The 24,936-nt window shown below is 41.2% G+C and carries 21 protein-coding genes and 1 pseudogene; 9 read left to right on the top strand and 13 right to left on the bottom strand.

Annotation, left to right across the window (positions count from 1 at the left end):
* Positions 1-9 precede the first annotated feature (9 nt).
* The 3 genes and pseudogenes from PTRA_RS14790 to speE all read right to left on the bottom strand — a co-directional run bounded on the left by PTRA_RS14790 (position 10) and on the right by speE (position 4,505).
* Positions 10-2,052: a glycoside hydrolase family 97 protein gene (locus PTRA_RS14790; protein WP_058374344.1), complete on the bottom strand. Its 2,043-nt coding sequence runs from the start codon at positions 2,050-2,052 to the stop codon at positions 10-12.
* Between the two features lie 159 nt (positions 2,053-2,211).
* Positions 2,212-3,509, bottom strand: a pseudogene (locus PTRA_RS14785) (IS4 family transposase).
* Between the two features lie 132 nt (positions 3,510-3,641).
* Positions 3,642-4,505, bottom strand: a complete 864-nt coding sequence (speE, locus tag PTRA_RS14780) for a polyamine aminopropyltransferase (RefSeq protein ID WP_058374343.1) — start codon at positions 4,503-4,505, stop codon at positions 3,642-3,644.
* Positions 4,506-4,705: 200 nt separating this feature from the next.
* On the opposite strand from speE, the gene speA reads away from it, so the two are divergent.
* The 3 genes from speA (at position 4,706) to PTRA_RS14765 (ending at position 9,010) form a co-directional block, all read left to right on the top strand.
* On the top strand, positions 4,706-6,586 hold the full coding sequence (gene speA, locus PTRA_RS14775) for a biosynthetic arginine decarboxylase (protein WP_058374342.1): 1,881 nt from the start codon (positions 4,706-4,708) through the stop codon (positions 6,584-6,586).
* 73 nt (positions 6,587-6,659) lie between these two features.
* Complete coding sequence (locus tag PTRA_RS14770; protein WP_011329473.1) at positions 6,660-7,532, top strand: acyltransferase; 873 nt, start codon at positions 6,660-6,662, stop codon at positions 7,530-7,532.
* A gap of 224 nt (positions 7,533-7,756) precedes the next feature.
* Complete coding sequence (locus PTRA_RS14765; protein WP_058374341.1) at positions 7,757-9,010, top strand: mechanosensitive ion channel family protein; 1,254 nt, start codon at positions 7,757-7,759, stop codon at positions 9,008-9,010.
* Here the strand turns inward: PTRA_RS14765 and chrA are convergent.
* Positions 8,976-10,127, bottom strand: a complete 1,152-nt coding sequence (gene chrA, locus PTRA_RS14760; protein WP_058374340.1) for a chromate efflux transporter — start codon at positions 10,125-10,127, stop codon at positions 8,976-8,978. The two genes, PTRA_RS14765 and chrA, sit on opposite strands and share 35 nt — an antisense overlap.
* A 186-nt stretch (positions 10,128-10,313) precedes the next feature.
* Between chrA and PTRA_RS14755 the strand changes: the two genes are divergently transcribed.
* Positions 10,314-10,943, top strand: a complete 630-nt coding sequence (locus PTRA_RS14755; protein WP_011329470.1) for a YiaD family glycine zipper/OmpA-like lipoprotein — start codon at positions 10,314-10,316, stop codon at positions 10,941-10,943.
* 13 nt (positions 10,944-10,956) lie between these two features.
* Here the strand turns inward: PTRA_RS14755 and PTRA_RS14750 are convergent, their stop codons facing one another.
* Positions 10,957-12,732 carry an ABC transporter transmembrane domain-containing protein gene (locus tag PTRA_RS14750; RefSeq protein WP_058374339.1) on the bottom strand — a complete coding sequence of 592 codons (1,776 nt, stop codon included), beginning with the start codon at positions 12,730-12,732 and terminating at the stop codon, positions 10,957-10,959.
* Positions 12,733-12,846: 114 nt separating this feature from the next.
* Here PTRA_RS14750 and PTRA_RS14745 point away from each other — a divergent pair, with 114 nt between their 5' ends.
* Positions 12,847-13,032 (top strand): DUF4177 domain-containing protein, encoded by a 186-nt coding sequence (locus PTRA_RS14745; protein ID WP_041454610.1) that lies wholly within the window; start codon positions 12,847-12,849, stop codon positions 13,030-13,032.
* 10 nt (positions 13,033-13,042) lie between these two features.
* Positions 13,043-13,660: a LysE family translocator gene (locus PTRA_RS14740; protein WP_058374338.1), complete on the top strand. Its 618-nt coding sequence runs from the start codon at positions 13,043-13,045 to the stop codon at positions 13,658-13,660.
* A gap of 108 nt (positions 13,661-13,768) precedes the next feature.
* On the opposite strand, the gene PTRA_RS14735 is transcribed toward PTRA_RS14740, so the two are convergent.
* The 3 genes from PTRA_RS14735 to PTRA_RS14725 all read right to left on the bottom strand — a co-directional run bounded on the left by PTRA_RS14735 (position 13,769) and on the right by PTRA_RS14725 (position 15,493).
* Entirely contained in the window at positions 13,769-14,506 is a 738-nt protein-coding gene (locus tag PTRA_RS14735; protein ID WP_237113462.1) for a MipA/OmpV family protein, read from the bottom strand.
* A gap of 450 nt (positions 14,507-14,956) precedes the next feature.
* Positions 14,957-15,301 carry a rhodanese-like domain-containing protein gene (locus PTRA_RS14730; protein ID WP_011329465.1) on the bottom strand — a complete coding sequence of 115 codons (345 nt, stop codon included), beginning with the start codon at positions 15,299-15,301 and terminating at the stop codon, positions 14,957-14,959.
* 3 nt (positions 15,302-15,304) lie between these two features.
* Positions 15,305-15,493 carry a YgaP family membrane protein gene (locus PTRA_RS14725; RefSeq protein ID WP_058374336.1) on the bottom strand — a complete coding sequence of 63 codons (189 nt, stop codon included), beginning with the start codon at positions 15,491-15,493 and terminating at the stop codon, positions 15,305-15,307.
* A gap of 129 nt (positions 15,494-15,622) precedes the next feature.
* Between PTRA_RS14725 and PTRA_RS14720 the strand changes: the two genes are divergently transcribed.
* The 3 genes from PTRA_RS14720 to PTRA_RS14710 are packed head-to-tail and all read left to right on the top strand — an operon-like array spanning position 15,623 to position 20,289.
* A complete protein-coding gene (locus PTRA_RS14720; RefSeq protein ID WP_011329463.1) occupies positions 15,623-15,925 on the top strand; it encodes an ArsR/SmtB family transcription factor in 303 nt (100 codons plus the stop codon).
* A gap of 4 nt (positions 15,926-15,929) precedes the next feature.
* Positions 15,930-19,214 carry an efflux RND transporter permease subunit gene (locus tag PTRA_RS14715; protein ID WP_058374335.1) on the top strand — a complete coding sequence of 1,095 codons (3,285 nt, stop codon included), beginning with the start codon at positions 15,930-15,932 and terminating at the stop codon, positions 19,212-19,214.
* Positions 19,204-20,289 carry an efflux RND transporter periplasmic adaptor subunit gene (locus PTRA_RS14710; RefSeq protein ID WP_058374334.1) on the top strand — a complete coding sequence of 362 codons (1,086 nt, stop codon included), beginning with the start codon at positions 19,204-19,206 and terminating at the stop codon, positions 20,287-20,289. The genes PTRA_RS14715 and PTRA_RS14710 overlap by 11 nt, the downstream gene beginning before the upstream one ends.
* Positions 20,290-20,332: 43 nt before the next feature.
* Here PTRA_RS14710 and PTRA_RS14705 read toward each other — a convergent pair whose 3' ends face one another.
* From PTRA_RS14705 to PTRA_RS14685, 5 genes are all read right to left on the bottom strand, one after another.
* Positions 20,333-20,740: a YfeK family protein gene (locus tag PTRA_RS14705; protein WP_237113461.1), complete on the bottom strand. Its 408-nt coding sequence runs from the start codon at positions 20,738-20,740 to the stop codon at positions 20,333-20,335.
* Position 20,741: 1 nt separating this feature from the next.
* The gene (locus tag PTRA_RS14700; RefSeq protein ID WP_058374333.1) at positions 20,742-21,596 is read right to left on the bottom strand and encodes an endonuclease/exonuclease/phosphatase family protein; all 855 of its coding nucleotides are present in this window, start codon (positions 21,594-21,596) and stop codon (positions 20,742-20,744) included.
* Positions 21,597-21,798: 202 nt separating this feature from the next.
* On the bottom strand, positions 21,799-23,037 hold the full coding sequence (locus PTRA_RS14695) for an ABC transporter permease (RefSeq protein WP_011329457.1): 1,239 nt from the start codon (positions 23,035-23,037) through the stop codon (positions 21,799-21,801).
* Entirely contained in the window at positions 23,030-23,737 is a 708-nt protein-coding gene (locus tag PTRA_RS14690) for an ABC transporter ATP-binding protein (RefSeq protein WP_058374332.1), read from the bottom strand. Before PTRA_RS14690 ends, PTRA_RS14695 begins: the two co-directional genes overlap by 8 nt.
* Positions 23,737-24,900 carry an efflux RND transporter periplasmic adaptor subunit gene (locus PTRA_RS14685; RefSeq protein WP_058374331.1) on the bottom strand — a complete coding sequence of 388 codons (1,164 nt, stop codon included), beginning with the start codon at positions 24,898-24,900 and terminating at the stop codon, positions 23,737-23,739. The genes PTRA_RS14690 and PTRA_RS14685 overlap by 1 nt, the downstream gene beginning before the upstream one ends.
* Between the last annotated feature and the right edge of the window lie 36 nt (positions 24,901-24,936).

The following is a 24,936-nucleotide window of genomic DNA, read 5'->3' as shown; positions in this document are numbered from 1 at the left end:
AGTAAGCGATTAAAGTGCTTTAAAACGAATAGCGGTACCGCCACTGGTGGCCAGCTTAAGTGTTAGTTTATCGCTTGCAGTAACAAGGCGTTTTTCGATAGTTAAATCGTACGGATTATTTTTCCACTCGGCATTTTTACCATCTTTATAAATGTGTGCCTCAAACTGTTTGCCGTTATCTAAAAAGTCTAAACTAATTTCAATAGTACGCGCTTGCTCGTCAGTCACTGCGCCTAAATACCAGTCGTTGCCGGTGTATTTGTCGCGCTTTCGCTCTTTTCGTGCAAATACAATAAAGTCGCCTACTGCACCATCAAGGGCAATGCTTTGTTGCCAGTCGGTCGGTACGTCTTGAATAAATTGAAATGCATCGGGTTTAGCTAAATAATTTTTAGGTAGATCGGCCGCCATTTGGATCGGGCTATACAATACAACATACAATGCCAGTTGTTTAGCCTGCGTAGTTTGCGGGCGATTAGTATTAGCGCCTAAACCGTTAAAACTTAAATCAAAAATACCAGGAGTAAAATCCATAGGCCCAGCAAGCATACGGGTAAATGCCAGCATAGCAATGTGTTCGGGTGGATTAGGAGGTGTGCCCCACGCGTTAAACTCTTGTCCACGAGCGCCTTCTCGAGTGATCCAGTTTGGATAAGTACGGCGCAGTCCGGTATCTTTAATCGGCTCGTGGGTGTTAATACTTATTTTATGTTTAGCGGCTAGCTTAACGTTATGTAAGTACTCGTTAACCATAAATTGGCTGTCGTGCCATTCATGGCGAGCTATACCGTTTTCGTCAATGCGCTTAATGTTTCCGCCATCGGCTACGTAACCGGTTTTAACTTGGCTAACGTTAGATTTTTCATACAATGCAAAGGCATCTGCCATTTGCTTGCGATAGTTACTGACGTTGCCGGATGTTTCGTGATGGCCAATGAGTTGCACGCCTGTTTGCTTAGAATATTTTGTTAGCGCTGCTATATCAAAATCATCGTAGGGCTGAGTAAAGCTAAACACATCACCATTAAAAAACCAGTCGCCATCCCAGCCTGTGTTCCAGCCTTCAACTAATACGCCATCAAAACCATATTTGGCGGCAAAGTCCATGTAGTATTTGGTATTTTGTGTGGTAGCCCCGTGCTTGTCGCCGCTGCCCCAAGTGTGTGTATTTATATGCATACCCCACCAAATACCTATGTATTTACCAGGTTTTACCCACGACACGTCACCGAGTTTATTTGGCTCATTTAGATTTAAAATAATATCTGAGTTAACTAAATCAACGGCTTTTTCGCCAATTTGAATAGTGCGCCATGGAGTATTAAACGCGCCCTGTTTTTTAACTGCAACACCGCTCGACCATGGCGTTAAATCGGCTTGAAAAACTCCAGGGCGGCGTTGATTAAGTACCATGGCGGCGTAATCAACTAGGGCGGCTTCATGAATACTAATATGCACACCATCTTGGTTTTTAAAGGTAAACGGCGTGTGTACCAATGCGGCATCGTTTAATGGGGTGGTATTATATACATATTCATAGCGATTCCAGCCGCGGGCAGGGATCCACCAAGCTGTAGCTGTGTGGCTGTTATTAACAGCAAACTCGGTAAGCTCTTTGGTTATTTCAATATTGTTAAGGCCTGCTTGTTTTGGTACTTCGTATCTAAAACCCACGCCACTATCAAACGCTTTAAAACGCACGCTATAAGTGCCACCTTGAGGTTGTGGCTTAGCAAAGGTTACAGTTACCTCGTTATGCTGATCTACAACCGTTTGTCGCTCGCCCCAAGGTTGTTGCCACTGAGTGTTGGTACTTTGTTGTTGAACTTTGGTTATTTTAAAGCTGTTACTAAACGGTGCATGTTGTTTAAATTCAAACCCGAGAGCAGAATTATTAATGACGGTTTTATTTTTAAAATTAATAGAATAACTTGGTGTACTCTGCTCGTCTGAGATGATTATTTTTATATTACCGTCAGGCGATTGTACAGTAGCTGTTTGAGCAACCGTAATACTTGAAAAAGCCATGAGTAGCAGTGCCAATGTGCGCATAATAGTTCCTTGGGTTAGCGACGTGTTTGGCTATCAAGCATAAAGCGAGAGGGTGGCGAATACGACAGGTTGCATACGTATTCAGGGTGATAAAAAGTGAGCAATGAGGTTGCTTGTACGCTAAGCAATAAAAAAGGGCTCTGTTGAGCCTAATGCCAGTCAGTTAACACTGACTGGCTTTTTTTTATACGGATATTTAGATGGTTTCTTTTTCACACATCGTGGAAAGCTGCGCTCATGACGCCTTGTCGGTAACTGAAATAGCGTCAGCGTTTCTAATAAATGCTCATAGTGTTTTGGTAAATTTCCCGGACTTGTCAGTGGGATAGTTAACAGAAATACGTTGATATGCCTTGAACAATGAGAAAAACTCAGTTGATTTGGCCATACTTCCAGTAACTCTGCCGCCTCACGCATGGCTATTCTTATAATATTGTAGGCAATTAGTAACCCCCACAATTCTTGCCTTATCATATCCGGCCTTTTTGAGCGTAGGATATAGTTTGAGTGCAGCATCGTTTGTTTTATTTCTCGATATCCTATTTCTATTTCCCAGCGATGCATGTACAAATCAGCTATTTCTTTTGATGGGTAACGCATTACATCAAGCATTGATGTAAGAATCTGATACTGCTTATTATTATGCGTGTAGGTAAGCAGCCGAGCTTCTATAAACTCTGGCAAGTCAGTAAACTTTTTTCGCGCTTGTGGCGATGTTTTAAGACGCACTAACTGGTCATTTTTACTCATTTTCTTTATGGTATCATCCAGTGTCTTTCAGTCCCTGCTTGATGCCAACGATGCAAAAGCCCTAATGAATAATAACCGCGATCAAATAAGGTTAATGAGTTATCCGGTGTGCCTTCAATGAGTTCTTCAGCGAGTGTCATCTCCCCTTGATGCTGCCCGTTAAAAGCACAATTAATGAGTTGATGACTCGTTAGCTCCATGTGGCATACCATCCGAATTTGCGGATAGGTATTTTCACCATACTGGGTTGAGCCACATCCAAATACGTCTTTATTCTCTGGCGTATCATGTGTACGAAAGACAACCCCATCAACAGCTAATAGATTTAAGCCACAAAATGTATCAAAGTGGGCATGATTATAATGCCGTGACGCCATCATCTTGAAGACCTGCTCGACAGCACCTTCACCTAAGCGTTGTCTCGCTTGAACCATGGCACTAGGGGCAACTAGTTTCCCTTTACCTGGTAAGGCGATGTCCATTTTAGAGGCTATATCCCAAACAGATTCATGACGAAATAAACTCATACCAATCACAGACCAAACGACAGCGTCGAGTGGTAAACGACGTTTACGAACGGTGGCGACCCCCGATTTTTCAAAAGCTTGGTTAAGTAATTCGGGATCTAATATGCCAGATAAGTTATCAAGCGCTGTAAATTCCTCGGCAGATGAGAAAGTGGTCGAAAGAGCTGTTTGAATATCCATAAAAAATCCGTAATTAGCGAAACTAATTACGGATTATTCACGATCATTTAGATCGGTCAACCGATCAATTAACCTTAACTGATCGGCATTACTCTGTTGAGCCCTTAATTTAGTATTGCTTAGATTGCGAGGTTATTTTTTATCAAAAGCGCGTTGCATAAAGTTTGGCGTAGCTAATGCACCGTGATGAATGCCGTTGTTGTAGTATTCGCTGTTCTTTGCAATATCGGCTGCTGCATCTTCTCTAAAACCATTAAAGGCTGCAGATTTACGCGCTAAAGTTACTGACCATAAACCACTTGGGTATATAGGTTGCGGGAATGGCAGTGTTTGTAAGTCGTTAAAACCTACCGTTAGCATAGCGTCGCGCATTTCAACTAATAACGGCATATGCATAAGCGGTGATTCGCTTTGTTGTACTAAAATACCTCCAGGGCGAAGTGCGTTTAAGCAGCTAGTGTAAAATGCATGATTAAATAAGCCTTCACCTGGGCCTACTGGGTCGGTGCCATCAACAATAACAACATCGATTGATTCGCTTGCGGCTTCGCGCATGTATTTAATGCCGTCGTCAAACATAACCGTTGCACGAGGATCGTTGTTAGATTCACATAGCTCTGGGAAGTATTTTAACGACATTTGCGTTACTACTTCGTCTATATCTATTTGCGTAACGCTCTCTACGCCAGGGTGTTTTAACACTTCGCGCAAGGTACCACAGTCGCCGCCGCCAATAATAACTACATTTTTAGGTGCTGGGTGCGCTAAAAGTGCAGGGTGGCTGATCATCTCATGATAAAAAAAGTTTTCGCGGCTACTTACCATAGTGCAACCGTCGATGATCATTAAATTACCAAAGTCGGTGGTTTCGAACATTTCTACTTTTTGAAAAGGAGACTGTTTTTCATCTAACTTTTTGTTAATACGTAATGAAAATGCGCTGCCATCGCGGTCGCTAATTTCAGTAAACCACTTACTTTGATCTAAATTTGCCATAGTTACTATTACACTTTTTTAAGTTGAGGATGAAAAAGGGGGCAATTTTGCCAGTGCTTGACGTTTTGCTCAATGACATTTTAACTGATTTAACCAATAAAGTTAGTTAGGAATGAGGGAAAGTTCAATTTTTGTTAGCCTAGAGGATAGCGACGTATTAAAATGCGTCATTGTATTTAATTGATTAAAGAAGAGTTGCCATGACTTGGGGTTTAGAAACAGCACGTGCCACTTATAATGTTGCACATTGGAGTGAAGGCTATTTTGATATTAACGCACAAGGCGAGTTGGTGGCCTACCCAGATGGCGACCAAGCAAAAACCGCAATTTCTTTAACGCAATTAACCGAACAATTTAAACAACAGGGTTTAACCTTACCAGTATTGGTGCGCTTTACTGATATTTTACAAAATAGGGTAGATACACTTACCAATGCCTTTACTCAAGCACGAGCAAATCGTGAATATCAGGGCGAATATACCTGCGTTTACCCAATCAAAGTAAATCAACAGCGCTCTGTAGTGAGTAAACTTTTAGCTCACCCTAGCGGGCTGGTTGGCCTTGAAGCTGGCTCTAAACCAGAGCTAATGGCTATTTTAGGGGTGGCAAAAGAGCCCATTACTATTGTGTGTAATGGCTATAAAGACAGTGAGTTTTTACGCTTAGCCTGTATAGGTCAGGCTATGGGTCACAAAGTTAAAATAGTGGTAGAAAAGCTCTCGGAGCTAACCACTTTACTGGAAGAAATTGATAATTTAGGCATTGAACCGGCTATTGGTATTCGTATTCGCCTAAACTCAGTGGGCAAAGGTAAATGGCAAAACACCGGTGGCGAAAAAGGTAAGTTTGGTTTAACAGCAGGGCAAGTGCTTAGTGCTGTTGAAGTGCTAAGAAAGCATAATAAATTGCACTTAATGCAAATGGTGCATTTTCATATTGGCTCTCAAATTGCCAATATTCGCGATATTCACCGTGCTTTGCGTGAATGTGCGCGCCACTTTGCTGAGCTTACTCAGTTAGGTGTACCACTTAATACCGTTGATGTAGGCGGTGGGTTAGGAGTTGATTACGAAGGTTCGGGTTCACGTAGTGCGTGTTCAATGAACTATACCGTTGCAGAATATGCCCGTAACGTAGTAAATGCGTTTTCTGAAGTGTGCGACCAACATCAATTAACTCATCCGGCCATTATTACTGAATCAGGGCGTGCGTTAACCGCGCACCACGCGGTATTAATTACCGATGTAATTGACGTTGAAAAAGCACCTAACCACTTGAGCCCAGAGGCGCCTGCGCAAAACAGTACACTAGTATTAGATGAAATGTGGCAATGTTTACAGCGTTTAAGCCCGCGTATGGCGCTGGAAATTTACCACGATGCAATGCACTTATTTAGCGAAGCACACGATCAGTACGTACACGGTTTAGTGAGCATGCTAGAGTGGGCGAAAATAGAGCAACTTTACTTTACTATTTTACATCGGGTGCGCTCATCTTTGAGCAATAATGTGCGTGCGCATCGCGAAGTACTCGATGATTTAAACGAAAAGCTAGCCGATAAATTATTTGTTAACTTTTCACTATTTCAATCGCTGCCAGATATATGGGGAATTGGTCAACTATTCCCAGTAATGCCTATTGAAAACCTCACTCAACCGCTTACTCAGCGCGCTATTATTCAAGATATAACGTGTGATTCTGATGGGCAAATTCGCGAATATGTAGAAGGTGCAGGTATAGAAACAAGCTTACCTATACCTGAATATATACAAGGGCAGCAGTATCATATTGCAATGTTTATGGTTGGCGCTTATCAAGAAATTTTAGGTGACTTACATAACCTATTTGGCGACACCGACTCAGTGCATGTGGAGCTTAACGATGACGGTTATGTACTTACTAACGCCATTAAAGGTGACAGCGTTAAGGATGTATTAAAGTGTGTTGACTATGATAGCGCCATTTTAGCCGACAACTTTGCTGAGCAAATTAATAAGCTCGATGTGTCTGAGCCATGTAAAGCAGGCTATTTAGCAGAGCTTAATGCGGGACTAGAAGGCTATACCTATTTTGAGGATTAACCTCAGCCATTATTAATTAAGTATAAAAAGCGCAGTAATTAGCTGCTGCGCGCTATTTAAAGGAATAGAAACAATGTCAGTTATCCGCAGTGTATTTAGTATTTTGTTGTACTTTATAAATACTCTTATTTGGTTTGTGCCAATTTTTATTTGTGGTGTTATTAAGCTTATACCAATTAAGCCGCTACAAAAGTTAATGAGTTGGGCTGCCAAGCAATTTGCCACTATTTGGGTTACTTTTAACAGCTTAAATCAAAAATTATTTACGCCAACTAAAATTAACGTTACTGGGCTTGAAGATATAAAACTAAAAGATTGGTATTTAGTTATAGCTAATCATCAAAGCTGGGTTGATATTTTAGTATTGCAACGCGTATTAAATCGCAAAATACCCTTTTTAAATTTCTTTTTGAAAAAAGAGCTTATTTACGTGCCTATATTAGGTTTGTGCTGGTGGGCGCTCGATTTTCCATTCATGACTCGTACGAGTAAAAGTCAGCTTAAAAAGAACCCTAAATTACGCGGTAAAGATTTAGAAACCACGCGTAAGGCCTGCGAAAAATTTAAAGAAATGCCAGTAAGTGTGGTTAATTTTGTAGAAGGTACGCGTTATACAAAGCAAAAACATGCTCGCCAAAATAGTCCTTTTCCACATTTGTTAAAACCCAAAGCAGGAGGCGTTGCCTTTGTAATGCAAGCCATGGGAGAGCAAATTACTAAAGTAGTTAATGTGACTATTCATTATCCTGAGGGCATTCCGACCTTTATGGATTTTGCCAGCGGTAAAGTAAAAAATATAAACGTACATGTTGAAGTAAGGCCGGTCAGTGACGAGCTAATTGGTGACTACACTAACGATCCCGACTTTAGAGTGCGCTTTCAAAGTGAGCTCAATCGGTTATGGAAAGAAAAAAACCAAACATTAATAAATCTTGAGCAAAAATAAGCGCATAAAAATATGAGCCTACAGTTACGCTAAAAACATTTACCTAATCACTGTCACTGCAGATTAAATTAGGTATTGTTTTTAATCACTCTGCTTGGCTCTGTTAATTTCACAGCGGGTATTACCCGCTGTAGTCAATATAATTGGTTATGCTGCAATGGCGCTTTTTACTCTAGCTAGCACTGTAATTTTAAACCTAACTCCCGCAAGGAAATAAAAATACCATGACCGATATCCACTTACAGAAGTTAATAGCGCCTTGGTTTGAAAAAGTGCCCGACGCTTTTTTTCTAAGCACTATTACTGCCGTCGCCATTGGTATATTTTCATTATTATTTGTGTACTTATTTACTCGCCGCTTAATGTTTCCTGCGATCCAAAAAATTGTTACTAAAATCTCACCTGAACGCATTGGCTTACTTGCACCTATGCTCAATAAGCTCAATAAGCGCATAGCTTGCTTACTTTGCTGTGCGTTGTTTTTAGCCACATTTGATAGTGTGTACCCGGTGAATGAGATTGCAGAGGAAATTTTAAAAACCTTAGGCCAAGCGCTGCTCATTATTTATGCGGGCTTTATTTTTAGTAGCATAGTGAGTATTGCGGGCGCTATTTATAATCAATTAGATTTTGCCCGCGAAGTACCCATTCAGGGATTAATTCAGGTTGTTAAATTAATTACCTTTATTGTCAGTGTTATTTTAATTGTTAGTATAGTGCTGGAAAAATCACCTACTTATATTCTCTCGGGGTTTGGTGCCATTGCCGCCGTCACTTTATTAGTATTTAAAGACACCATATTAGGATTTGTCGCAAGCATTCAAATTGCAGCCAATAGACTCGTTACGTATGGCGACTGGATCCAGGTAGATAATTATGGGGCCGATGGAGAAGTAATTGATTTAGGGTTAAACACAGTAAGAGTGCGTAACTGGGATAACACTGTAACTACTATTCCTACTTACATGTTAGTAGCTGGTTCATTTAAAAACTGGCGCAGTATGCAAGAGTCTGCCGGTAGGCGCATGAAGCGCTCGCTTAATATTGATATGAATAGTATTTTTTTAGTTGAAGATGATTTTCGCCAGCAAATAGAAGCGGCTATACCTTTGGCCGACTACATTCGTACGTCTTCACTGCCTGATCCTGTGTCTAATTTAGGTTTGTTTCGCCGTTATGCCGAAGGTTACCTAAAGCAACATAAAAAAATCAATACCTCGCTGACCTTGTTAGTACGTGAGTTACAGCCGACAAACCACGGCTTACCAATTGAGTTTTATTGCTTTAGTAGCGATAAACGCTGGATATCGTATGAGCATTTACAAGCCGAAATAATGGATCATTTATTGGCTGTGTTACCTATTTTTGGCCTGCGTCCGTATCAAAGTGTGAGTGGCCAATTTAGCCCACCCACAGCCGTGCCTACGAGCGAAAAACCTAAAATTAAAGTGCCCAATAATACTGAGCCAACCCCGTAGTAATAAAGAGTATTAACAGCCACCAAATAGGTGGCTTTTTTAATCTTAGCCAAGCGAGTGCCACAATAACTAGCGCAACTTGCCAAAGGTTGTGCACCGCCGATGTCCAAATAGGTGAATACAGCGCCGCGGCTAAAAAACCCACTACAGAGGCGTTAAGTGCGGCAATAACACTGGCAAAGCGAGGCTTGCTTGCTAAGTTTAACCAGCTTTTTTGAAACGCCAGTATGAGTAAAAATCCGGGCATAAATATAAGTACCGTGGCTATGATAGCGCCTAATAAAGGTTGTTCGGTACTTAGTTGTGCACCTAAGTAAGTCGCAATGGTAAACATAGGCCCAGGCACAGCTTGCGCGCTTGCATAGGCGCTCAAAAACTGATCGCTGCTTAGTGCAGGTACGCTTGCTTGCAATACAGGTAATACTACATGGCCACCACCAAACACCATGGCACCTGCTTGATAAAAGGGGGCAAACAAAGCTAATTCAGTAGTCAAAGGAATGAAGCTGAGCGCTAGCAGCAGTGTAAATAATCCTAAGGCGAGCCAATTTATATTACTTTTTGACTTACTTTGCTGTGCGGGTTCAGGATTTAATTTTAATAATGGCCATATTGCACCCACAGCAGCCGCGGTAATTAAAATAGCTATTTGTGTGCCCAGCAGAGGAAAAAGTATTAAGGCTAACGTGCTTAGTACGGCTAATAGCTTTAGGGCTGCACTAGTGCAAAAGCTCTTTGCCATACCTAATGTGGCATCGGCGACAATAACCACAGCAAACAGTTTTAACCCAGCAATAATGGCAAAATAAACAGCATCAAACTGATGCGCACTTATAGCCAATAGCAACATAATTAAAAACGACGGTAGGGTAAAACCAATAAAGGCAGCAATGCCACCAAGTACACCCGCGCGTTCTACCCCAATAGCAAAACTAACTTGGCTAGAGCCTGGCCCGGGCAATGCTTGGCTTAAGCTTATAAGCTGTGCATAACGGGTGTTAGTGAGCCAATTTAGGGTATCGACAAAATGGCGCTTAAAATAGCCTAAGTGAGCAGCAGGGCCACCAAAACTCATGCAGCCAAGTAAAAAAAACTGTCTAAAAATAGCAATTAACATTACGCCCCAATCCTCGTTATAAATTATAAAATTATCATCCAGTAGTATGACATATTTATGAAATCAGCTATTGATAGAATTTTTGTTGTTATACAGCATAAAACGCTAATTTTAATAGATTCTTCATGGCTTGTTCATTCATATATTTGCATAATAGCGCAAAATACTAAATGGATAGGACATAACATGACTTTAACTAAATCACTTTTAAGCGTAACGGTAGTGGCTGTATTACTTAGCGGTTGTGAAATGAATAACACAGGTAAAGGAGCGGCAATTGGCGCTGCAGCTGGTGGTGTATTAGGTAAGGCTACTGGTAATCATAAAGATAAGCGTATCTTTATTGGTGCTGCAATTGGTGCATTAGCTGGTGCTGCAGTAGGCGATTACATGGACAAACAAGAAACCGCTTTTCGTGACGAATTAGCTGGTTCTGGTGTTGAAGTGGTACGTGAAGGCGATAACTTACGTTTAGTTATGCCGTCAAATATTACCTTTGCAACCGATCAGTCGTATATTTCGTCGGGCTTTCACAATACGCTAAGTGCGATTGCTAAAGTGATGAACAAATACGAAAAAACTTATTTAAGCGTAGAAGGTCATACCGATAGCACAGGTAAAGATAGCTACAATATGAGCCTTTCACAGCAACGCGCTCAAAGTGTTAAAAATTATTTAGTTAATCAGCAAATTATGGCTGAGCGAATTAGCACTACAGGTTATGGTGAAACACGTCCAATTTCATCTAACGATAGCGCAAATGGCCGTGCACAAAATCGCCGTGTAGAAATTCAAATAGTACCTAATACGCAATAAGCACATAAAAAATCTAGTCTTTATTGAACTGTAGTTCACATAAGCGCTGGTATAACGGGGAGCTTTGCAGTAATTGCTGATGGCTCCCTGTTGCTATTATTTCCCCGTGTTCCATTACCACAATCATATCTGCATGTTTTACCGTTGCCAGCCTATGGGCAATTATTAACGTTGTTCGGTTTTGCATTAAGTGCTCAAGCGCGGCTTGTACATGGTGCTCGCTTTGTGCATCCAGTGCGCTGGTGGCTTCATCAAGCAATAGTATTTCAGGGTCTTTCAAAATTGCTCGCGCGAGTACAATGCGTTGCTTTTGACCGCCCGATAGCCTCACTCCTTGTTCCCCTAAAAAGCTGTTATAGCCTTGTGGTAGCTGTTGAATAAACTCATCGGCATGGGCATGTTTAGCTGCCGCATAAACTTGCTCGTCGGTAGCATTTGGATTGCCATAGCGAATGTTATGCATTACATCTGAGCTAAACAAAATGGGGTTTTGTGCCACCATGCCCATTTTATTACGCAGCGTATTGAGTGATAAAATTTTAATATTTACATCACGAAACTTAATAGCACCGCTGGCTGGATCGTAAAAGCGTTGTAGTAATTCAAATAAGGTGGTTTTACCTGCACCAGAAGGACCCACAATTGCCACTGTTTGCCCTTGCTGTATGTTTAAACTCACATTATTAAGTGCGCTTACATCGGGGCGAGAAGGGTAATTAAAGCTAATGCTTTCAAGTGTAATGGCAGAGTGGCTAGTGCTACTTAGGAGCTTTTCGTCTTGTGGGGAAATAGGGTTTTCAATTTCGCTTTTTACGGCGAGTAATTCTAGTAGCCTTGCAGCAGCGCCTGCTGCGCGCTGCAGCTCACCATAAACCTCTGCCACAGTTGCAACCGACATGGCCACCATAATAGCGTAAAACACAAAGGCACCTAGCTCACCTCCGGTCATAGTGCCGGCTAGTACATCGCTGCCGCCAACCCATAACATAGCGCTGATGGCACTAAAGGTTAAAAATATAACGGCGGCAATTAAAAGCGAGCGTTGTTTTATACGGCTTTTAGCGACGTTAAAGGCTTTTTCGACCTCCAGAGCAAAAGCTTGCTGCTCTCGCTGTTCGTGGCTATAGCTTTGCACTACTTTAATATTTTGAATGATCTCACCGGCGTAAGTACTTATATCGGCAATAGCACTTTGGCTGCTACTGGCTAACTTTCTTACTTTGCGGCCAAATACCATCATGGGCACCAGTACTAAAGGCACACAAGCAACTACCACTAAGGTGAGTTTTAAATTGGTAAATAGCAGCATGGCTAAACCACCCACTAGCATTAGTGCACTGCGTAGCGCCATTGAAAAAGAAGAGCCAATAATAGATTGCAGTAAAGTGGTGTCGGTGGTTAACCGCGACATTAACTCACCGCTGCGGTTTTCTTCAAAATAACTTGGGTGCAAAGTAACAATACGGTTAAACACCGCTTTACGAATATCGTTACTGACACGTTCACCAATCCACGACATTAAATAAAAACGACTAAAGGTGCCCACCGCTAATAAACTAATTAAGCCTATAAGTACCAGTACTGCTTGTTGCAACTGTGCTTGAGATCCTGCTATAAAACCATGGTCAATAACAAATTTAACGCCTTGGCCTAATGATAAATTAACCCCCGCCGTCACTAAAAGAGCAATAAGGGCGGCAATAACCATCAGTTTATACGGTTTAATAAACGCAAAAACAGGTAATAAACTACTAAACGCGGCTTTTTCTGCTGCAGGGGCTTGAGACATAGTGGGTTCTTTTTAATGATTGAGCTTTATATATGGCGTCTGTAAACTAAAATTCAATAGTGCTAAAAATAATCAGCAAGGATAAGTGATGACAAATAAAACGGATAATAAACAATGCAAAAAATAGTGGAATTTAAAAAGCGTGGATTTTTTAGCCACGCTATAGATTTAGATGCATTGAATGAGCGTATTTACCAATTAAATCAAGATGGATGGCGAGTTATTAGCGTAACAACAGCAACGGGCTTTCAAGGGCAAATAACGGCTTATGCCTTATTAATAGAAAATAATGAATTATAAAGGGTGATTAATGGTTTTATCTGTTTGGCTAAGTTTAGCGTTAGTTTGCATAATGGGCGCAATGTCGCCTGGTCCTAGCTTGGCTGTGGTATTAAAGCATACGTTAAGCGGTGGGATGAAAAACGGTATGCTTGCGGCATTGAGCCATGGCGTAGGAGTAGGATTGTATGCAGCTGCATCTTTACTCGGTTTAGGTGCCTTAATGGTGCAGTTTCCTAATGTTTATCAATTATTAGTCTATTTAGGAGCAGCATATTTAGCTTATTTGGGAATTAAAATACTACTGGCTAAACCTAGTAATAATGAGCTACAAGTGCAAAAGAGTGAAGTAAGTGCATTAAAGGCGCTACAAGATGGCTTTGCAATTGCATTTTTAAACCCCAAACTCGCTATCTTCTTTTTAGCCTTATTTTCGCAATTTATTGACCCGCAAAATCTTACTCTCAGCATTGGTCTTATTATGTGCTTAACGGTGTTTGTAATTGATACCGGCTGGTATTTACTGGTGGCACTGTTAACTGAGGTTTCTAAAAATCGCTTTGGTTTTACTAAACAAAACCCATGGCTAGATAAAGTGTTAGGTGCGGTATTTATTGTTTTAGCTATAAAAGTAGTAGTGAGTGTTTAACTATTGCTGCTATTTATGGCCATATAAATACCTATAAACAGAGTTAACAATGGTGTTGAGTGAGCGTTAAAAACCGAGCACAACGAGGTGCTCGGTAAAGGTTGTTAATTAAAAGTGATAAGTGATAGACATCATTGCAGTAGTGAGATTATCGGTGTCTATAATAGGTGAATCTTCAATATCAGCATCTAGCTGGTTAAATTTAACTAGCGCGTTTACGTTCCAGTTTTTATTAAGTTGGTAACTTGCTAACAAGCCAATATTATAGTTAACCGTAGAGCTAAGCTCGTATGCATCAAAAGTGCTAGATTCGCCCTCTGCCACACCGTAATAATAGTTTGATAACTGGCTACTATTAATTTCAACCCCAACGAAAGGCGCTAACATTAGCTCTTTAGTTAACTTAACCGGGTAGCTATAGTCGGTTTTAAACTTAGCGCCATCACCGTGGCCTAATACATCATGAGATATACTTGCGCTAACGCGGCCAAAACTGGCAGCGTAACTTACCTTTGTACCCGCGTAGAGTGACATTTTACGCTCATTTAATGCTTTAATGGCAACATTATCAGAATCCGTAGAGTCAAAAAATTGTCCAGGCTCAAGAATAACTGACCAATTTAAACCTTCATCACCAAGCAATTTATAATCAAGCATGTAGCCTTTAAGGGTTAATCGTTCACCTGTATAGTTGACCATAGGTAAACCGAGTGTTTTGCTATCGGTATCTGCATATGGCGACTCTACAGAAATCACCCCGCCTGCAACCGACCAACGCGACTCAGCATGAGCAGCAGATGCTGTAAAAATTAATGTAGTTACTAACACTCGTAAACTGTTTGTCATGTACGTATTCATAATTACCCTAACTATTTAAGTTATAAATTGATTTGTGATCTAAGGTAAATATTGTATAGCTAATAGCCCAAAAATGGTTGTAAGTTAATGTATAAAAGTTTGTATCGATGTAAATGCAATAAAGGATTAGGTAACCTTTGTATAGGTTGAGCTTTAAAATTGCGGAGTAGTCGGGGGTATTGGGGTTGTTACTTATTTTAGTGAACGCCAGAGAATTACGCGAAGTAATCTTAACTCAAAAAGATAGCCCTCACAGCGCAGCAAGTAACTATAGCCTAAAGCAATCAAGCATAAAGCTATAGCTAATTTGGGTATCACCTACAGCGTAAAAAACATTGAGAAAATGCTAGGGTCTAATTTATTTCAATTTTATTTTTGACATTAATAGGGAGTCCATATAAGACCCTAGTCACGCTGCTGGGTGAAAAAGCACTAAATTTAAAAAACGCTACAAATCTCTTCGGCATTACAAGTAATCACGGTCACGTTTTCGTAGCCAACGCGAGTGAGTGCTTCGGCGCCAAGAGTAGCGCGGGCTGCACTGGCACAGTGTAAATAAATTGGCCGTGTAGCGTCTTTTTCAATTTCCATTAATTTCATTTCGAGTAAACCACGAGGGATATTTATCGCGCCAACAGCCGCTTTATTTGCATGCTCTGCTGGTTCGCGTACATCGATAAGTAACCCTTTATTGCCCTCAAGCTCTTGTTTTGCTTGTTGTGCACCAATACGGCGCTGATTAGGGATAATTGTTTTTAATAAGTCGGGAATGGATGTAAGCATTTGTTATTCCTTAACGCCAAGTTTGCGTAATAGTGTGATCATTGGGCACCAGCAGGTAAAAGCTGATTGCATTAGGTTTAGTGCTATAAATACAGTAAACCATATCCAGCGTGGGTCATGAAAGCTTTGTAATAAAACAGAGGTAATAATCATGATGCCAGCAATTAAGCGCAGTGCATTATTAAGCTTCATTATAGTTGGTCATTTTAGTGAGTATGTATAGCTACTATATTAGGTTTTTATATATTAGCAAGATCTAATGTTAGACATGGCTGTGCTAGCAATCTATACTTACCAACAAATTAAGTATAAGAGCACAGTATGAATATTGACTTTACCGCTATGGCTGCCAATGTAGAAAAGGCAGAAAAATTATTAAAAATTTTAGCCAATAAAAATCGCTTAATGATTTTATGCTCCTTACAAGACACCGAAATGAACGTGTCGCAGTTAAATGAAGCCGTACCTCTTGCACAGTCCGCACTTTCTCAGCATTTAGCAGCACTGCGTAAAGCAAATATAGTGGCTACTCGACGCGAAAGCCAAACAATTTATTATCGTGTTATTGATAAAGATGCGGTAACACTGCTGGCAACTTTGTATGGGTTATTTTGTAAGGAATAACGCAATGAACGCTATAGATAACGCTGTAAAAAGCAGTTTAAGTGGCCGCGTACCAATTATTATTTTTGTGTTGTCGGTACTGTGTGGGTTATTTGCTTTGCAGCAAACGCCGCGAGAGGAAGAGCCACAAATAGTGGTACCTATGCTCGACATTTATGTGTCGGCCCCTAATGTAGAAGCTCCTGAAGTTGCAAGGTTAGTCACTGAGCCATTAGAAAAGTTACTGGCGCAACTTAGCGGTGTAAAACATATATATTCAACTACGCAAAGTAGTCGTGCTGTGGTTACTTTGCGCTTTGAGGTAGGGCACGATCGCGAACAAGCCATTCTCGATACCTACGCCAAGCTGTATAGCTATCAACACACCATGACTCCTATTATTAAAAGCTGGCAAATACGCCCAGTAGAAGTAAATGACGTGCCTATTGTTATGCTTGGGCTATATAGCAAAGATCCTAAGCTTTATAGTGATTATGAATTAACCCGCTTTGCTAACGAAATAGCCAATAATTTACAACGAATTGAACACACTAGCGAAGTACAAGTAATTGCTGGGCGTAACCGCGCCATTACCGTTAATTTAAATGCCACCGCTTTGGCTGCACACCAAACCACATTAAGTGATGTTTATTATGCGCTTAGTGTATCTAATCAACTCACCGAGGTGGGTAGCGTGGTAAATGCCCAGCAGCAAATAATTTTGCAAGCGGGTGATGTATTAAGAACTAAAACAGCGATAGAGCAACTAGTCGTTAATGTTGTTAATGGTAAAAGTGTTTATTTAACCGACGTAGCTCAGGTTAGTGATGGCCCCGCTGAGGCACAAAACTATCAATGGCTAGCGCAGTCAAATGAGCAACAGCATTACCCTATGGTAACGCTGAGTATTGCCAAGCAAGCAGGCAGCAACGCTGTTGCGGTGGCAAGCGATGTACATGCCATGATGGCAGAGCTAAAAACCACGTTACTACCAGCAGAAATAACGTACTCAGTACTGCGAGATTACGGCCAAACCGCCGACGAAAAAGTAAATAATTTAGCCTCAAGCTTAGTGTTTGCAGTATTTACTGTGGTTATATTTGTGGGCGTATTTTTAGGTTGGCGCCCGGCAATAGTAGTTGGACTTGCTGTACCCATTTGTTATGGCATTACGCTCTCGCTTGATTTTGCCTTTGGTTACACAATTAACCGCGTAACCTTATTTGCGTTAATTTTATCTTTAGGGTTACTGGTTGACGATCCGATCACAGGTATAGATAACATCAGCCGTTTTATAAATAAAAAGGGTGATAAAAAACAGCAAATCGTGAATGCGATGAGTGAAATTCGCACCGCACTATTAATGTCGACCCTGACTATTATGGTGGCATTTATTCCACTGGCTTTTATTACTGGAATGATGGGGCCTTACATGGCGCCCATGGCATTTAACGTACCTGTGAGTGTGATGGTATCAACATTGGTGGCGTTTTTTGTAACCCCGTGGCTTGCCATGAAATTACTAAAACCTAATAGTGCAGAGCCCAATCAAGCAAATAACAAAACGAGCCTTTACGAGCGTTTACTAACACCGTTACTGGCCTCAAAACCACGTGCTAAATGGGTACTGTGGATCACGCTTGCGTTATTTATTATTAGCGCCATGTTACCTGTGATGCGATTAGTACCGCTGAAGTTATTACCGTTTGATAATAAAAATGAACTACAAGTACTAATTGATATGCCAGAGGGCACTAATTTAGAGCAAACAGCTGCTTTTACCCGACAAGTGCAAACGCTCACATGGCAATTAACCGAGGTAAGTGAAATAGCCGCTTATGTAGGCCAGCCTTCAAGTATGGACTTTAATGGTATGGTACGTGGTTATTACCGACGTGAAGCACCAAACTTAGCTGAACTAAGAGTGCTACTACTAGATAAAACAGCACGAGAGCATCAATCTCATGCGGTGGTAATGCGTTTGCGTCAACAGTTAGCACCATTAGTAAATAATGGCATAGTGATTAAAGTAGTTGAAGTGCCGCCAGGGCCGCCGGTGTTAAGTACCTTGGTGGCAGAAGTTTATCGAGATACATTTGTTGATAGGCAAACGCATTATTTAGCCGCAGAGCAAGTTGTAACGCGCTTAAAACAAGAGCCTCATGTGGTAGAGGTTGATACTTCAATGGTTACAGCAGCCCCTTTGCAGCGTTTTATTACTGATAAAACGAAAGCGGCGCATAGTGCTATATCTACCGAAAATATCACGCAAACACTTAGCATAGCGTCACAAGGGAAAACGGTTGGGCAGCTTTATGTCAGCAATGACACTCAGCCTGTGCCAATAAAACTGCAGTTATCTTATAGCGAACGCAATCAATTTGCGCAGTTGCTGGCATTACAACTAAGGGGCGACAGAGACATAGCTAAAAATGCGAGTAAATTTGGCTTAAGCAGTGCGCCGCGCCCTTTAGTTGCGCTTTCTGAGCTTGGTGAATTTACTCAATTAAATGTAGCGCACACTATTATGCGCAAAGATCAGCGCGAAGTTATTTATGTTATGGCAGAGCTAAACGGTAGAACTCCCGCAGCAATAATTGCCGATGTAACTGCTGATTTAAATACATCAACAGACAACTTTGTAAAAACGCCTTGGTTAGCACGGCACTTTTTTAATAATGGTGGCACCGCACCTTGGCAATTACCGCCAGGCACGCAAGTAACATTTAGCGGTGAAGGTGAGTGGCGTATTACCATAGATGTATTTAGAGATATGGGGATTGCCTTTGCATTTGCACTTAGCGCCATTTTTATTATTTTACGCCTACAAACACGCTCAATAAGCTTGTCGCTTATTATTATGTCGGCAATACCACTCACTGTTATTGGTATTATGCCTGGTTTTTGGCTACTTAATCAGTTTGGTGAACGCAGTATTGCATCGGCTCCCGAGCCGGTTCTATTTACCGCCACCGCGATGATAGGCATGATTGCCTTGGCGGGGATTGTGGTACGTAATTCACTTATTTTAGTTGAGTTTATTAACCAAGCACGCGCCCAAGGCATGGCAATAAAAGCAGCGTTAATTGCAGCAGGAACAGTGCGCATGCGCCCCGTATTACTAACCGCAGGCACCACATTATTAGGTAACTTAGTGATAACACTAGATCCGGTCTTTAGTGGCTTAGCAATTGCGATTATTTTTGGCATTGTGGCATCAACGTTGTTTTCGTTATTTGTAGTGCCGCTTGTTTATTACTTAGTATTTGCAAACACAGAAACCACCGCGGGAGAAACGCATGCAAGGTAAATCAAAACTAGTTGGCTCGTTACTCGCTTTATTAGTGGTAATAGGCGCCGTATTGTATATGGCGGGCAGTTTTACAAACAAGCAAGTCGCTGGTTTAAAAATGGCCAATGCTAACAATTACCACGGTAAGCGGGAAACTGTTTTGCTGCAAAAAATATCCCGTAGCGAATGGGTGCCAGGCAGTATTATTGCGAAACAAAATACCCAAATTTCATCGCGAGTTATGGCACAAGTTGAGCGTTTAAGTGTACGCGCAGGCGATAAAGTAACCCAAGGTGATTTACTCATTACCTTACAACAAGATGACTTTAAAGCGCAATTAGCACAAAGTGAGGCGCAAATTAATGCTATTCAAGCCGCATTAACACAAGCGACAAAGCAACTTAAGCGAATTGAAAGTGTGTATGCGCAAGGCTTAGTGTCGTTAAGCGAGTTAGATAATGCGAAGGCAAATTTTGATAGTTTATCGGCTAATTTAATTGCCGCTAAGCAGCAGCAAACACAAGCTAAAGTTGCGCTGAGTTACACCCGTATTACTGCGCCTATTTCGGGGGTTGTAGTAGAGCGGTTAGTAGAACCGGGTGATACAGCTACGCCGGGGCAGGCTTTATTAGGATTATATAACCCGCAGCAGCTACAAGTTGAGTTTAATGTGCGAGAAACGCAAGCGGTTAAATTGCAGTTAGGGCAAAGTTTAACCATAAAGCTGCCTGCACTTAATTTAACCTTGCCAGCCACAGTGGCCGAAATAGTTCCGGTTGCCGATAGCGCCTCACGTAGTTTATTAATTCGCTTAGATTTTGACTCTACTGTAGGGGTAATGCCCGGCTTGTATGCGCAATTAGAGTTAGTATTACCCGATGAACAAGGAATATTGGTAGATAGTAACTGGATACATGAGTTTGGCCAATTAACTATGCTGTATGTGATTAATAGTGACAATGAGCAAATAGAACGCCGGTTTGTACGCTTAGGTGAAATAATTGGCGCAAAGCAGCATATAGTTACTGGGCTTACCCCCGGCGATATTTTAGCGGTAGATTACTTACCTAACTTAGAGCATACAGCTAAGTAGTGTTTAGCTTGTTATTATTGATAGCTTTAGAGAGCCGTATTTACTACGGCTTTTTTGTGTTTCTAAATCGTATTAGTTCATTGGTTAGCCAGCTATTTGCGGTTAACTTAGCACCATTGCTTAAAATTACCGTGTAGGCTTTACCACTCCATGAACTTTTACTGGCTAGATTATTAATGAAGTCGTCGGCTGTTTTTGCATAACGTTTAGCTTTACGGTATTTCATGGCTAAATGCTCAGCGGCTTCTTTGCTAGTATGCTCATCGCCATTGCGGATAAAAGTGGCGTTGCTGTTGCTAATAAAGGTAATTAAATGCTGCACTTCTTGATCGGGTTCTCGATTGGGTTCTTGATTAGGTAATTGGTTGGAGTGTGCAGCTTGGCTTATTTGGCTAAAAAAAGTGAATAATATGGCCAGTAGCCAAGCAGAATAAATACTAGGTTTTTTCATGTTATACATCATCAATTTTTAAAGTGGCTAAAATAGGGTTGTGATCAGAACTGTTATATTCGCTTACTAAAGTATCAGAAATAACAACACCGCGAGCCCACACCTGATCCAGTGCTAAGCCAAATGCTTTTGTACGCTTGTCATCTACGTATATAGCTTCTTTAAGGCCCAGTTTAGTAAGCGCGTCATTAACTAGCTTTTGGCGTGCATCGTTCCATGCGTTTAAATCGCCCGCAAAAAGAATTGGCCCTTTGTGTTGTTGCATTATTTTTATACTGGCTTGTAACTGTTGCGCGTAGGCTTTAGTACCAAACGTAAAGTTAATGCCGTGCAAATTAACGCTCAATAAGCGCTGTTGGTTAGCCATTGCATATTCAACAATGTTAGTTGCTTTTGGGCTTCGTAACCATGGCTCTTTATGAATAAAGGTACAATGTACAGTTGCAGGCCAGCGGCTAAGCGTCATTACACCAGATTGTATATTGCCACTTTTATAACCGGGCGAAAAACGCCAAAAAGGTTTAAGGCTAGTAAGGCGGGTATCTACAATGGCCTCTTGTAATAAAACAATGTCAGCACTTTGATTAAGGTGAGTTAAGTCTTTATACAGGCCTTGATTTTGTGCCTTATAAATATTCCATGAGAGTAACCTAGCTTGTTGAGGAACAATAAACTTACGGCTGTATGTTTTTTGCCTACTTGCCTGTAGCTGCTGATTACAACGCAGGGGAGTATATGCGGTTTCGGTTATACCTTGCGCTTCATCTGATGGGTTTAGTTGTGCTAGCGCCAAGCTAGAGTTTAGAGTTAAAAAAGAGCATGCAGCAACAATGCAACGTATTAGCTTTTTGTGCATTTAATACCTTATTTAAAATTAGCAGTGAGTAATATCAATAGCTATAGTGTGTACTTTGGGTGGTTTAAGCGTTAAAAGTTCATTTTTAAGTGGTGTTTAAGTAGGGTAATACTTTGTGCTTGAAGTTTAAAGGGAGTTTTAATCACTGCGCTAATTATGTAGCTAGGCTTACATCCTTGTAAGCCTAGCTACAATGCTGTTGTTACTCGTAACGCAGTGCATCTATAGGGTTGAGCCTGGCGGCTTTAATGGCTGGGGCTAAACCAAACACTATGCCAATTAATGAAGTAAAACCAAACGACAACATTACCGCCCATGCCGGAATATACGCATCGGGCATGCTAGGAACCATAAACGAAATAAGCCCCGCTGCGCCATAACCAATGGCAAGCCCAATTAACCCGCCAAATAGCGATAACACCACAGCCTCAACTAAAAATTGCAACATTATAAAGCCGGGTGTAGCGCCTAGTGCTTTAAGGGTGCCAATCACGCGGGTGCGCTCAGTTACCGACACTAACATAATATTCATTACACCTATGCCACCAACTAATAAACTAATACCAACAATACCTGCGGTTATGGCAGTAGCACTACCGGTAAATTTATCTACTTGGGCGCGGGCTTTTTCGGCGGTTTCAAATTCAAAGTCATTGTCGTCGCCGTCTTTAAGTTTATGTAGCTGGCGCAGTATACGAGTGATTTTTGCTAGTACCTGCTCTTCGTTAGCGTTGTCTTCAAGCCTAAACATAATTTGTACATTACTTTGCGTATTACCTCCCTCTAACGCACTCATAGTGCTAATAGGAATATTAATATAATCGTCTTGATCAAAGCCCAAAAAGCTACCTTGTTTTTCGGCTACACCAATAATTCTAAACCATTCACCCCCTAGCTTTATGTATTCGCCTACCGGATTGCTAGGTAAGTTTAATTTTTCGATAATTGACGGTCCAATAAAAGCTACGCGGCGGCGTTTTTCGTCGTCTTCAGCGCGAATAAAACGTCCTAGATCGGGGTAGGTGCGGTATGCTTTTTGATAGTCTTGCTCAGTACCCATAACCCGCGATGAATGACTTTTATTACCATATTCAGCCCCGCCCGAAAAACGCCAAGTAAACATGAGTGCGGTGAGTGTTTCTGCTTCTTTTACCCGTGCTTTTAAGGTTAAAAAATCGTCGTAGCTAAGTTTGGCATTTTTACCAACCATTTCTAGCTCAATACTGGTATACGCCTTAATAGTAGTTACGTCGGGCGACATATCAGCGAACTGATCGTTTATTTGCTTGGTAAATCCTTGCATTACAGCAACCACAGTTACTACTGCGGCCACACCAATAATAATACCTAAACAGGTGAGGGCAGAGCGCATTGCATTTGCTTTAATTGCCGAAAATGCGGCTTTAGTGCCTTCCATAGTGGCCAGTGCAAGTTTAAACATGCTGCCTTGCTCCTTGGTTTTTAGTCACGTCACTCACTACTTTACCATCAACTAAGCGAATTACCCGCTGGCAGTGGTCGGCAATTTCTTGCTCATGCGTAACCAAAATAATGGTATGTCCTTCGTTATGCAGCTCATCAAATAAGGCCATAATTTCGCGGGTGGTTTTACTGTCTAAGTTACCGGTTGGCTCATCACCTAATAATATATGCGGTTTAGTGACTAAAGCACGAGCAATAGCAACTCGTTGACGTTGCCCACCCGACAGCTGGCTTGATAAGTGATTTACTTTGTCGGCTAAGCCCACGCGCTTTAGTGCTTCAAGTGCTTGCTGTTTACGTTGTTTGCTGGGAGTAAAGCGGTAAACTAAGGGCTGCATTACATTTTCTAGCGCCGATGCGCGTGGTAATAAGTTAAAGCTTTGAAATATAAATCCGACGCTTTCGTTACGTTGATGCGCAAGCTCGGTTTCGGTCATACTTTTTACTAACTTATCTTTTAAATAATACTCGCCGCTGGTGGGGGTATCTAAGCAGCCTAACAAGTTCATTAGGGTAGACTTGCCCGATCCCGAAGGGCCAATGATAGCTACATATTCATTGGGCATAATGCTAATGTTTACATCATCAAGTGCTTTAAATATCTCAGCGCCCATTTTGTATTGTTTATTAATATGCTCAAGCTTGATCACCCCAGTCATTAGTTGTTTTCCTTCGCGGCGGCTTTTACTTTTACTGTGTCGCCTTCTTTTAAAGTACTAATAGGGCGAGCTGGGCCAATAACTATTTTGTCACCTTCATTGAGCCCCTCGGTAATTGCTTGCTCAATATCTGACGATATACCAACAGTTACGGTTACTTTACTAACGCTGTTGTCGTTATTTAGACGCCAAACAAAGGTGTTGTCGTCTTGTTTTTGAATTGCTTCTATTGGTAACTTTAAACCATTTTCGGCAATGCTGGTGGCAATTTCTGCTCTACAGCTCATTCCGGCATATAGTTGACGATCGGTAGCATCGAGTAATACTTTTACTTTAAATGATAACCCTTGTGAGCCAGGCTGGTTTTTAGCCGAGGTACCTATGTTTATTACTGTGCCAGTAAAAGGATTATTAGGATAAGCGGCGGCATAAATATTCGCTTTTTGATGGAGCTTAATACTGGCTATGTCGGTTTCATCAACTCGCAACTCAGCTAAAATAGCGCTAGGGTCGGCAACTAGCATTAAATCAGAGCCTATTATATTGGTCGTTCCGGCAATAACCGTTTCGCCTTCTTTAATATTAACCGAAGCTAATAGGCCACTCATAGGCGCTTTAAAAACACTTTTATTTAGCCGATCTTGAGCAATTTGCAACGACGCATGGGCTTGGTTAAACGACTCTTTACGAGATTCAATATCTATTTTGGCTAAATCGCGGGCACTTGCTAGGTTTTCATAGGCTTCTTCATTGCCCAAACCGACATCGTAAAGCTCTTTTTGTCTTTTTAGTTGGCGTTCAAAGTTAACTAAGCGAATTTGGCTGTGCTTAATTTCTATTTCAGTGGCACGTAGTAGTGCTTTATTACGGGTTACTTCAGATTCAAATGCAGTGGTATCAAGGCGCATTAAAATATCGCCTTGTTTTACACTTTGGCCTTCTTCGACAAATACTTTATCTACTCGGCCGGTCACTTCAGAGCGTAATTGCACTTGTGTATTAAAAACTAAATTACCAGACGCCATAATTGAGTCGGCAATATTGCCGAGTTCAACATGGGCGATATTTACCTCGGGCTGTTTTTTATCACCAGAAATTTGTTTTGATACAATTAACGCTATAAAAGCGGCAATAGCGAGTGTGATGATAATAGCTTTTTTCATTTTATCGGTCCGTGAGTGAAAATGTGTAGAGGCTAA

Source organism: Pseudoalteromonas translucida KMM 520 (assembly GCF_001465295.1).
GTDB classification, from domain to species: Bacteria; Pseudomonadota; Gammaproteobacteria; order Enterobacterales; family Alteromonadaceae; genus Pseudoalteromonas; species Pseudoalteromonas translucida.
The sequence above is the reverse complement of the archived record's forward strand: the minus strand, read 5'-3'. Positions and strand labels throughout refer to the sequence as shown.